Raw genomic sequence first — 12218 nt, forward strand, 5'->3', positions numbered from 1 at the left:
AGGTAAACCTATTTTTATAGAAGGAAGTGAACGTCCGTGAGAGTATCTACAGAGTGGTTGTCTGATTATATATCTCTTGAAAATGTAGCTCCGGAAGATCTGGCTGAGCGTATTACAAGAGCGGGAATTGAAATTGATGTAGTAGAAAACCGTAACCAAGGTATTACGAAAGTTGTAGTCGGTTACGTTAAGAGCAAAGAGAAACATCCGGATGCGGATAAACTTAATATTTGTAAAGTCGATGCAGGACTTGAAGAGGAACTTCAAATCGTGTGCGGTGCGAAAAACGTAGATGCAGGTCAAAAAGTACCGGTAGCTATGATTGGAGCTAAGCTTCCAGGCGGTCTGGATATCAAAAAAGCAAAACTGCGCGGCGTATTATCCCAAGGGATGATTTGTTCTGCGAAAGAGCTGGGACTTAATGATAAATTGCTGCCAAAAGAACAACAAGAAGGTATTCTTGTTCTGCCTTCCGATCTTGAACCAGGCACGCCGATTGAACAAGTACTCGGTCTTAATGATCATGTGCTTGAACTTGATTTAACACCAAACCGTTCTGATGCCTTATCTATGATCGGTGCAGCTTATGAAGTAAGCGCGATTTTAGGCAGAGAGATTACTTTGCCAAAACCGGAAGAGCAATTAACGGAGTCGGGTTCTCCTGCAGCTGAGCATATTTCAGTAACGGTGAATGCACCAGAGCTCTGCACTCACTATGCTGCTCGCTATATTACAGGTGTCCAAATTGCTTCATCCCCACAATGGATGCAAAATCGTCTTATGGCAGCTGGTATTCGTCCAATTAACAATATTGTTGATATTACGAACTATGTCATGCTTGAATATGGACAGCCTCTTCATGCATTTGACGCAGATCAGCTTGCTGGCGGCAACATTGTTGTACGTACGGCAGCTGAAGGCGAAAAGATGGTGACACTTGACGGACAAGAGCGCAAGTTGAAAGAAACGATGCTGCTTATTACCGATGGTGAAAAACCAGTTGCGATCGCAGGAGTTATGGGCGGAGAAAACTCCGAAGTAACGAGTAGTACGGTCAACCTTTTGCTTGAATCAGCTAGATTTGATGGAACTACTGTACGGAAAACATCTCGTGATCTTGGGCTTCGCTCCGAATCTAGCCTTCGTTTCGAGAAAAACGTAGATCCGAATGCGGTTATTCCGGCACTGAATCGCGCAGCATCTCTGATTGCTCAGTATGCAGCAGGTACTGTACACCCAGGGATTGTTGAATCTGCACCTGCTCAAACCGAAGAGCTTGTGATTTCTTTATCTACTGATAAAGTAAATAATTATCTAGGAACTCAACTCACAACAGAAGAGATCAAAGCGATTTTCGATCGTCTTGATTTTGCATATGAGGTATCATCCGGTGATGAACTTGAAGTAACCGTTCCTACCCGCCGCGGTGATATTACCCGTGATGTAGATTTAATCGAAGAAGTAGCAAGACTATATGGATATGATCTTATTCCTACGACGGTGATCGAAGGTCCGACTACACCAGGTTCCTTCACGAAGGATCAAACGATTCGTCGTGCGCTTCGCGCTCTTCTTTCGAATGGCGGTTATCATGAAATGATTAGTTATTCTTTTGTAAATCCGGTGCGCGGTTCATTGTTCTCGGAACTTACAAAAGGCAGTCACTCTGTTAAACTTTCTATGCCGATGAGTGAAGAGCAAAGTGTGCTAAGAACTAGTATTTTACCGCAGATGCTTTCCGCAGCAGAATACAATCGGAATCGTAAACAGGATAGCTTGGCACTGTTTGAGATTGGAAATGTGTTCTATACAGAGGAAGAAAGCTTGACGAAGCAGCCACGTGAGATTCCTGCGCTATCCCTGCTTCTTAGTGGGAATCGTGTAGAAAAACAATGGAATACAACTGTAGAAAAAGTGGATTTCTTTGATCTTAAAGGTGCAATTGAGTCTATCTTTGCTTATCTTGGTCTTGATAAATATGTGTCTTATATCGCAAATGAACCGAAGGATTTCCATCCGGGACGTTCTGCTTCGATTTATCTGAATATCGAGGGCAAGGATGCGATTCTGATTGGAACAATGGGGCAAGTTCATCCTGATATTCAAAACAGCTACGATCTAGCGGATACGTACGTTGCGGAATTGTCACTTGAAGCAATCTATGAATATGCTAGACCTGCACTCGTATATCGTGAGCTTCCTCGTTTCCCTGCTGTTGAACGTGATATTGCGGTTGTTGTTGAGGAGAACGTTGAAGCAGGTGCTATGTTGTCCGCTATTCGCGAATCGGCGGGAGAACTGTTACAATCGGTTCAGGTGTTCGATATCTTTACCGGAGAAAAACTAGGTCTTGGCAAGAAAAGTGTTGCTCTTGCTCTGACTTACCGTCACCATGAACATACGCTGACAGAAGAAGAAATTACAGCCGTTCATAGTAAAGTAGTAGAAGATCTTTCTACTCGTTTTGGAGCCGAACTCCGAAAATAAGGATATGACGGGCTTGGCATGTAAGTTTCCATGTTTCTCCTTCATTTTTTGAGGTAATATTTGAAGGAATTGCTCTAAGTCACATCGAATCCTTAAAGATAAAGGCTTCGATGTGACTTTTTGTTTAGGGATCTTTATACTTAAACATATATACCTAATAAAACAGGGTTACATCATCCAGAATCAACATACAGACTTGAAGGAGGGCACAACTGTGACTACACCTGATCGTACACGCGTTACCGTAGAGATCTACGGAACTTCTTATAAATTGGTCGGCAGCAGTGCCGAATATATGAAACAAGTGGCCAGTATGGTCGATGAAAGAATGAACACCATTTCTAAAAATCATTCCAGGCTGGATACTCCTAGACTAGCAGTACTCACTGCAGTACATATGGCAGAAGAGTCTCTTCAGGTTCAGCAAGTAAAGAATGAACTGAAGATGGTCACTGGTGAACGCACTCAGCTCGTTACTGAGCTGGATAAACTTAAGAATACTTATGAACAACAAAAAGAAAAATTAGAGCAGTTTGAAACGGTTACGAAAGAGATGGAGAAAGAAAAGCAATCTGCTCAGCAAGCACTGGCTCAGCTTGAGAGTGTTCGTGCCAAAGAACAAAAGGCACTCAAAGCTCAGCTTGAAGAAGCTCTTGCGAAGGTTTCACTTCGGGAGGGAGAATTAAAACAGGCGAAGCAGAATAATACGGAACTCTCTACTCGTCTGCAGCAGAACGATAAAAAGTGGCAGCAACAGTTGTCGGAGAAACAAAAAGAGCATGCGGAAGCACTTGAGGCTCGGCGTAAGGAAGTACTGGCTGAGGCAGAGCAAAAGCATAAGAAACTACAAGAAGAAGCAGACACGAAAATGAAAGAGCTGAGTTTACTCCTGAATCAGCGTTCTGCTGAACTAAATAAAGTGGCTCAAGAGCGTAAAGCGCTTGAAACTAAATTCCAGACGGATCAACAGAACTGGGAGAAACAACTTAAAGCAAACAAAGAAAATTGGGAGCAACAGCTCCAAACAGAGAAACAAAATTGGGATAAAGGGCTCCAAGCCAAACTCCAAAACCTCACGGAGCAACATCAGCGTAAGCAACAGGAGCTAGAGAATAATTGGAAACAGTTGAAAAAAGATCTTGAAAAGAAATTGGAACGTAAGGAGCAGGAACGTGCGGCTGCAGATCAAGCACTGCAAGATTATAAACAGCAGAGCGCGGAAGAATTACAAACCATGCAGGAACTGGCTGACACCGAAATTCGTGAAGCTCGCATCGCGGCTGAAGAACAGATTCGTCAAGCAGAAGCACAGCTGCAAACGAAGCTTGAACAATGGAAAGAACAGCATGCTATTGATATCGAATCCATCAAAGCGGAGGCTCATGCAGAAGCAGAGAAGAGTATTAATGAAGTCATGGAAATGCTTACGGAGACCGAAGAGAAGCATGCAAATGTAATTTCTTCTATTAGGGCAGATGCGCAGCAGCGCACAGAACAGCTGGAACAACGGCTTCAACAAGCAAATGATGATCTAGAAGCAGAACGCGAAAGATCGGAAGAACAGCTCCAAGAATTGAAGAAGGAAATGGAAGCTAAGGTACAAGAAGCTGAACGCCTTGCAATGGAAGAAGCAGAGAAGGCCGAGGCAGAAGCGTATGAATTATACAAAACAGAACTGAATAACACGAAACAGCAAATTATGGCTGATCATGATAAGAAAGAGCAGAAACTTCTTCAAGAACTGACTCAATTGCAGGAGAGTTTGGAGAAAGAGCGAAAAGAAGCAAGTTTACAGCTTGAAGAAGCAATAATCCAACTTTCTGAAGAAGAAGAACAACGTAAACAATTGGCGGCTGTATTAGAAGAAGAGAGAGCTCGAATCCAGGAACTTGAATCTTTGAATATTGCTGCTGATGAGAACATCTCGAAATATACACGCCGAGTACAGGAGCTTGAACAGCAGATTACGGAAACTAAAGAAAGCAGTGCTGCTCTGCAGAGAAAGCTTTATTCAGCGGAACAAGATGGGTTGAAAGCACAGGAAAGAATAGTGGAGCTGAAACAAAAAGTACAAGAAGCGGCTGATCGAGAAACAGCGAGTACTGCGCTGATTCGTAAATTACAGGAACAACAAGCGGCTAGTCAGCAGGAATTAAATAAAATGAAACAAGCGGGAGCAAGAGCCGAAGAGGAACAGCGCCGATTGCAAAAAGTAATCGAACAAGCTCATGCGGCAACCCGCAAATTACAAAGTGAAATTGCTTCGATCTCAGCAAGTGAGAAGAGTTGGAGAACAATTGCGGAACAAAGACAAAAGGATATTAGTCAGCTGGAGAATGACGTCTTAGAAAGTGCAGATCAATTGGAGTCTGCAGAAGCGCGTCTTCGTGACTTGCAGCAGGAGCTAAATAAGGCTCAAGAGGAATCACAAAGATCACAGCGGCACGCAGAAGAGCTTAAAGAACAGTTGTCTGTGCTTGACGGTAAGTATGCCGAACTGAATGCTAAATTTGAATCTTCCGTAAAAGAGACTCAGCAGCATCTTCAGATAGCAGAGCAGTACGAACAAGAACTACAGCAGATTCGCAAAAATCTGAATGTTCTTGAAGCTGAACTGAAAGATGCCAAAGAAGAAGTGAGCAGCAGGCAGTCTCTACTCGATAAAGCAGAAGAAGAAGCGATTGAATGGCAATTAAGATGTGAAGAACTTACCGAAGCCGAGTCCAAGCTTCAGCAGGAACGAAAACAGTTGGAAGAGGAGCAGAAACAGCTTCGCAGTCAACTTAGAGATTGGAATGAGAAAGAACAAGAGTGGACAAGTCAGCTGGAGCGAATGGATCAAGAGAATCAAGAGTTGCAGCGCGAATATCAATATCTCATGAACCAACAAGCTGACTGGGAAGCAAATCGTAAGCATCTTGAGGAGGAAGTGAAGAGCTGGCAGCAACAGATTGCAGCTGGTAATGATAGATTGCTTGAATTGTCCTACGAGAAAAATGAAGCGATCTCCCGTTCTTCTTCGCTCGAAAGTGATAAAAAAGCACTTGAAACCGAACTTCAAGAAATTATGGAGCGTTATGAAATAACGGCTCACCAATTGAGGCTCCTTGAGGTTGAACGTGAAATGCATCAAGACAAATCAGAAGATTTGGCGAATGACTACCGTAAGTTGCAAGAAGAGTATGCTAAACTCCAAACGGAATATAATGAATGGATTGAACTGATTGAGCAGGATCAAAACTAATGCAGCTATCATTCATTAGAAGAAGCATTGTATAAATCATTGTAAAAGACCCTCGTGCCAGGCTAACTAGCCTGGCACGAGGGTCTTTTGTGTTGCTATTCTTCTACAATAATTTTGGATATCATTGTCGAGTGACCTTTTCCGCACCAGACGGAGCAGGCAACTTCAAATTCCCCGGTTTCTTCCGGTGTAATTACAGTAGAACTCTTTTTTGTATCTAGCTGCACGCCGAGTCCTGGTACAATTATTCCATGGTTCCCTTCTACGTTTTCATAAACGATACGAACGGGAACTCCTTTTTTAACACGATATTCAGGTTGATCGAATTCGTAATTTGTTGCTTTAATAGTAATTTCTTCACTTGCTGCTACATCTGATTCAGTAATTCCGCTGTCTGAACCTGATTTCGAGTCTTGACCGCATGCAGCAAGTACGAATAGTAACATTGCACTTAGAAGTAGTACGATTGCTTTTTTCAAGAGTGAGAACCTCCCATAAAAATATTTTAGGTACATACATCTTTATGATACCGTAGATCTTCTAGGGGTGTACATTCCAAATACGTCTTATTTTTGAATAATATCAACAATAAAAACAACAAAAAAAGGTCTCCTTCATATAGAAGAAGACCTTTTTACTGTTATGTTCATTTATTTATGTTTTTTTGCAGCATCGAATGGTGTTGGAACGAAAATATCTATAATCCCAATCACAAGTGCTGCCAGAAGAGCGCCGAGAATACTTGCGGATACATCGTTAACAATATATTGGGATAACCAGATGACAAGCGCACTAACGAGAAATCCCACGATGCCCCGACCGAATGGAGATACTCTCTTGCCGAAAATACTTTCGACCACCCATCCGAGTAGTGCAATTACCAGTGCTAACAGAAGTGCACTGCCGAAACCATGTACAGAGAAACCAGGAACGATCCAACTTACCAGCAACAATACAATTGCTGCCACAATAAAACGAACAATTGCCCCTAAAATTGACATATCATATATCCTCCTTAAATTTGATGTATTCTTGGGTATGCATAACCTATTATGTAGCAAATCAACACAAATTATGTGTAGATTTGATTTCTCAAATGGCACAAGTCCTGCTCATTCGTTATAATGAAATATAGAGCCTGAGAGGAGTTGTCACATTGGATTCGAAAATTTTGCATACGTTAGAATATCGTAAAATTTTAAATACAATATCTCTATACACACAAACCGAGATAGGTAAACATAAAGCAGAAAATTTAATGCCTGTTTCTGATCTTGAAGAAGTGAAATCTTTGCTTACAGGAACAGACCAAGCTGTGGCTGTAGATCGCTTAAAAGGTATTCCTTCTTTTACTGGAGTGACCGATATTACATCTGCTGTGAAAAGAGCTCGGATCGGAGGAACACTCAGTCCTCATGAGTTGCTTGCTATCCACAATACGGTTCATACGGCACGCAGGCTTAAACGTATCCTTCACAGCATGGAAGATGAGATTGAAATCAGCAAGTTGTCATTTTTAAGTGAGCAGCTTTCAGAACAAAAACCGCTGGAAGATGCCATTAAATCTTGTATCAATGAAACAGCAGAGGTGCTGGATTCTGCGAGTTCTGCATTGTCTCAAATTCGAAGAGAACTTCGGTCAGGTGAATCGCGGATCAGAGAAAAACTGGACTCCATGATTCGTTCATCTACGGTTTCCAAAATGTTACAAGATCAACTCATCACCATTCGCGGGGATCGTTTCGTTATTCCTGTAAAAGCGGAGTATCGTGCCCACTTCGGTGGTATTGTTCATGATCAATCAGGATCGGGGGCTACTCTTTTTATAGAACCGGAATCCATTGTTGCCATGAACAACAAGTTAAGAGAGACACGTTTAGCAGAAGAACGCGAAATTGAAGTCATTTTGCAGAAATTGACAGCTCTTGTAGGTGAACAATCGGAGTGGTTAATTGATGATGTCGAATTATTAGGAACCCTTGACTTCATTTTTGCGAAAGCACGAGTTGCCCGTGAAATGAAAGCAACGCTGCCAATCATGAACGATCGTGGATTTATGAAGATCAAAAAAGGGCGTCATCCTTTAATCCCACTGGATAAAGTTGTTCCAACGGATCTTGAACTTGGAAATTCATATAGTTCGATTATTGTGACAGGACCAAATACAGGAGGGAAAACAGTTACCCTTAAAACGGTTGGTTTACTCAGCCTTATGGCGATGTCAGGATTATTTGTGCCTGCGGAAGATGGAAGTCAGTTGAGTGTTTTTGATGCGATCTATGCTGATATTGGTGATGAGCAAAGTATTGAACAAAGTCTCAGTACGTTTTCAAGCCATATGACGAATATTATTCGCATTTTATCTCAAATGACACCGAAAAGTCTGGTGCTTCTGGATGAGCTGGGTGCAGGGACAGATCCTGCGGAAGGCTCTGCGCTTGCGATCTCCATTCTTGAGCATATTCACTCTACAGGTTGTCGTATGATTGCAACGACTCACTATAGTGAACTGAAAGCATATGCATACGAACGAGAAGGAATTATTAATGCGAGCATGGAGTTTGATGTTGCGTCACTTAGTCCGACTTATCGCCTATTGATTGGTGTACCTGGCCGTAGTAATGCGTTTGCTATTGCTGAACGTTTGGGTCTGCAATCTGATATCCTCGACTATGCACGCGGTGAAGTGAAAGAAGAAGATCAGCGTGTTGAGAACATGATTGCATCCCTTGAAGATAACCGGCTTAAAGCGGAACAGGAACATGATAAAGCTCAGCAAATTCGTGCAGAACTTGAGCAGCTCCGAAGTCAGCATGAACATGAGATTAAAAAGCTGGAAGAACAACGTGAGAAATGGTTGCAGAAAGCGGAGCAAGAAGCTCGTGATATTGTAGCCAAAGCGCGTCAGGAATCGGAGAAGATCATTCAAGACCTTAGAAAAATGGCACTTGAAGAAGGTGCTTCTGTCAAAGAGCACAAGTTGATTGCTGCTCGTAAAGGACTAGAAGAAGCAGAGCCGGCGGAACGTAAGAAAAAAGTGAAGAAAGCCGCTGGGACCAAAAAAATTGGCCTTGGGGATGAAGTGAAGGTTACCAGTCTGAATCAAAAAGGCCATGTGGTTGAATTGTCTGGCAAAGAGGCACTTGTTCAGATGGGTATTATGAAAATGAAAATAGCCGTCGCGGATCTGGAACTGATCGAAACGTCGCAAAAAGCATCGACTCAGGTCCAGCGCCATGTTACCTCGGTGAAACGGACTCGTGATGATAACGTGCGGTCTGAACTTGATTTGCGAGGAGCGAATCTTGAGGAAGCACTGATTGAAGCGGATCGTTTTATTGACGAAGCGTTTTTATCTAACCTAGGACAAGTGTACTTAATTCATGGTAAAGGAACAGGAGTACTCCGTACGGGAATTCAGGATTATTTAAGAAAACATAAAAATGTCAAAAGTTATCGTCTTGGGAATTATGGAGAAGGCGGTAACGGAGTGACCGTTGTTGAATTGAAATAAGCAGGTTCTATATGTACAGGAGGATCTATGAAAAATTTGACCCGGATTTTATTTGCTGCTGCTATCATATTTTTCGCAGCAGGAATCGTGTATATGATGAACGGGTAATGGGCTAAGATGAAATGGGATAGTATGAAAGGATGAATAAAATGGAAACAACAGTATGTCCATGGTGTCAAACAGAAATCGTATGGGATGAGGAACTGGGTCCGGAAGAAGAATGCCCTTATTGCAATAATCCTCTATCAGCCATTCCAGACCAAGAAGAACCTGAAACCATTGCAGATGAGTTTCAAGCCAATAAACAAAATGAGAATCTTCCTAAAGTGAACCTAGAGGGATATCGTACGGTTAACTTAATGCTCACAGAAGAAGAGGAACTTTTGAAAGAAAAAGCGGCTGCGCAAGCAACCGAAGAAGATTATGATCAACTATGGGAGGATGAAACAGATACGCTTCTTCCTACTGCCAGAGTACTCGATCAATATGAAGAATCTGGGGTTGATTTGGCTAAATATTCTGATGCTGTACAGTCTATTCTCGATTTACAAGAGGAAGCACCTGAATGTCCAAACTGTCGTGAATTTTTGCTTCATACCGGTGTACAGACGGTAACAAGAGATAGCTTCACAAAAATTCAATCCGTGATGCCTCCGCTTGAAGCGCCATTTGGTTTGAATATTTATGTTTGTCCTTCTTGTTTCCAAACGACACAAAGTCTAGCCTCCGAGGATAGACTACGTATGGTGAAACGCTTAAGTCAAAGTAAATAAGAAACACTTTATATAAGGGAACACATACCGCTTCAAGGTGTGTGTTCTTTTTTTGTTTCCAATTTTATGAAATTGATAAACCGAGACAAGTTTTTTGTGAAGAGAGGACATATTAGTTTTGTTACTTATGGTAGTCCTGCTTCCTAAAGGTAGCAGAGCGTAAGGAGGGAAACGAAGTGAAAAAGGCGATGCTTGACGGGCAATCCAAACTGCTTCTGTTTGTAAATGGTTTGTTTGTGCTTGCGAGTGCCTTATCCGGCACCTTTATTAATGTGTTTCTATGGAAAAGCCGTCAGGATTTCACCATGATTGGTTGGTTTACCATCAGTCAGCAAATAGCGCTTGTACTTACTTTTTGGCTGGCCGGAAAATGGGTGAAAGAACATAATAAAATGAATGTTATTAGAGTCGGCATTTTATTATCAGCTGTATTCTATCTTCTTGTACTCTGGCTTGATCAGCAAGCAGTATCGTATATTTGGCCATTGGGATTATTATTAGGGGCTTCGCTTGGTTTGTTCTGGATCTCATTTAATGTGGTTTATTTTGAAGTCACTAGTCGAGATAACCGCGACTTGTTTAATGGATGGGTTGGACTTATCGGCTCACTAGTCGGGATTGTGGGGCCCTGGGCATCGGGTCTTGTTATTTCACTATCAAAAGCAAATCAAGGATACAGAATCATATTTATGATTTCGATGGTCGTATATGGACTAGGCGTTATTGTCAGTTTCTTTTTGAAAAAAAGAAAGACAGAAGGGACTTACTACTGGATAGAGCCTTTTCGTCAACTGAAGATTACAGCAAGTCCATGGCGTCATGCGGCTCCTGCTCTTGCTTTCCAAGGGATCAGAGAAGGCGTGTTTTCATTTTTAGTAAACCTCTTGGTATATATCGCTACAACTCAAGAAGTAAAATTAGGACAATTCTATCTGTATACATCTTTAGTGGCTCTTGTCAGTTATCATTTTGTTGGAAAATGGTACAAACCATCTCATCGGTACTATGGATCTTTGGTAGGGGCTGTATTGCTTTCTTTGCTTACACTGCCTTTATTATGGTCTGTTAATTACAGCACCTTACTCATCGTTGGTATCGGGTCAGCATTATTTATGCCGTTTTATATTTTGCCGATGATCTCTTCTGCATTCGATCTCATGGGCACAAGTGATGAAATGGTGTCAAAAAGAGTCGAACTTGTCGTATTGCGTGAAATTTGTCTAACCACGGGGAGAATTGCAGGCGTTCTTATCTTTATCCTAGTCCTATCTATCCATGATTCAAGCAGAACAATGACATGGCTTATGGTAATCCTCGGGTTTTCACCGGTTCTCAGTTGGTTTTTTCTTCGTAGGCTCGTTCGTATCTAGCTGTACATAAAGGTCTTGAATACGGGCAAGCTATCAAACGAGAATGAAGAGTCATAACCTAAAGGAGGTAAGATTTATGCAAAATGGATCAATGCAGCCTATCACAGGAAAAGAACTCGAGTACATTGCTGATTGTTTATCGAATGAAGATTTATTGACGAAACAGTGTGCAGCGACTGCATCAAGTATTCAAAACCCACAGCTGAAGCAAGTTTTAAGTCAGCACATTCAAATGCATAAGCAGCATGCGGATCAGCTTATTGGCGCTCTGCAGCAACACCAGCCGCTAGCACCCACACAACCATCTAACTAACAGATAAAAACCATTCAAATATGGAGAGGGAGGCAAAATAAGATGAATACATCATCCACGGGTTCATTCATGCCTGATGCAGATTTGGCGTATACGGTCTTAGCCGATTTAAAAAGAACGGTACGTGAATACACAACGGCTACCACGGAATCCAACTGCCAAACAGTTCGCCAAATGTTTACTGATTTAACGAACAGTACTTTAAAATTGCAGGGCGAACTTTATACCGTTATGCAACAAAGCAATATGTATCCAGCTCCAGGTAAGGCACTCCAATCGGACATTGATAAACAAATACAGACAGCGAATCAAACAAAACAGGAATGCGATCAATTTGTACAACAAAAAAATAGCCAAATGGCAGTCAACTCGCCAATTGGCCAGCCTTATGGATCACCATTAAATATGAATGAACATTTCTCCCAGCCGGGTAATCCTAGCTTTAGATAGTGAACCTATTTTTGAATAAAGAGAAACCAGCGCCTCGCAAACTAAAAGGTGTTGGTTTTTTTATTTG

General features: G+C 41.9%; 9 protein-coding genes. 7 read left to right on the forward strand and 2 right to left on the reverse strand.

Annotated features, from left to right (window positions below; genetic code table 11):
* The first annotated feature begins 36 nt into the window (after nucleotides 1–36).
* Together pheT and H9647_RS02230 are read left to right on the forward strand one after the other, a co-directional pair.
* Nucleotides 37–2487, forward strand: coding sequence for a phenylalanine--tRNA ligase subunit beta (pheT, locus tag H9647_RS02225; protein WP_191797785.1), 2451 nt, complete (start codon nucleotides 37–39; stop codon nucleotides 2485–2487).
* Nucleotides 2488–2701: 214 nt separating this feature from the next.
* Nucleotides 2702–5731 carry a hypothetical protein gene (locus H9647_RS02230; protein ID WP_191797787.1) on the forward strand — a complete coding sequence of 1010 codons (3030 nt, stop codon included), beginning with the start codon at nucleotides 2702–2704 and terminating at the stop codon, nucleotides 5729–5731.
* 95 nt (nucleotides 5732–5826) lie between these two features.
* Here the strand turns inward: H9647_RS02230 and H9647_RS02235 are convergent, their stop codons facing one another.
* The gene (locus tag H9647_RS02235) at nucleotides 5827–6210 is read right to left on the reverse strand and encodes a cupredoxin domain-containing protein (RefSeq protein WP_191797789.1); all 384 of its coding nucleotides are present in this window, start codon (nucleotides 6208–6210) and stop codon (nucleotides 5827–5829) included.
* Nucleotides 6211–6381: 171 nt separating this feature from the next.
* Nucleotides 6382–6732 carry a phage holin family protein gene (locus tag H9647_RS02240; protein WP_191797791.1) on the reverse strand — a complete coding sequence of 117 codons (351 nt, stop codon included), beginning with the start codon at nucleotides 6730–6732 and terminating at the stop codon, nucleotides 6382–6384.
* Nucleotides 6733–6887: 155 nt separating this feature from the next.
* Between H9647_RS02240 and H9647_RS02245 the strand changes: the two genes are divergently transcribed.
* From H9647_RS02245 to H9647_RS02265, 5 genes are all read left to right on the forward strand, one after another.
* Nucleotides 6888–9245: an endonuclease MutS2 gene (locus tag H9647_RS02245; protein WP_191797793.1), complete on the forward strand. Its 2358-nt coding sequence runs from the start codon at nucleotides 6888–6890 to the stop codon at nucleotides 9243–9245.
* Between the two features lie 149 nt (nucleotides 9246–9394).
* Complete coding sequence (locus H9647_RS02250; RefSeq protein WP_191797795.1) at nucleotides 9395–10018, forward strand: hypothetical protein; 624 nt, start codon at nucleotides 9395–9397, stop codon at nucleotides 10016–10018.
* Between the two features lie 176 nt (nucleotides 10019–10194).
* Nucleotides 10195–11388, forward strand: a complete 1194-nt coding sequence (locus H9647_RS02255) for an MFS transporter (protein WP_318245244.1) — start codon at nucleotides 10195–10197, stop codon at nucleotides 11386–11388.
* 76 nt (nucleotides 11389–11464) lie between these two features.
* Nucleotides 11465–11701 (forward strand): spore coat protein, encoded by a 237-nt coding sequence (locus tag H9647_RS02260; protein ID WP_191797797.1) that lies wholly within the window; start codon nucleotides 11465–11467, stop codon nucleotides 11699–11701.
* A 42-nt stretch (nucleotides 11702–11743) separates the two neighbouring features.
* Entirely contained in the window at nucleotides 11744–12151 is a 408-nt protein-coding gene (locus tag H9647_RS02265; RefSeq protein ID WP_191797799.1) for a spore coat protein, read from the forward strand.
* The last annotated feature ends 67 nt before the right edge of the window (nucleotides 12152–12218 follow it).

The organism is Paenibacillus gallinarum, from assembly GCF_014836635.1.
Taxonomy (GTDB): Bacteria; Bacillota; Bacilli; order Paenibacillales; family Paenibacillaceae; genus Paenibacillus; species Paenibacillus gallinarum.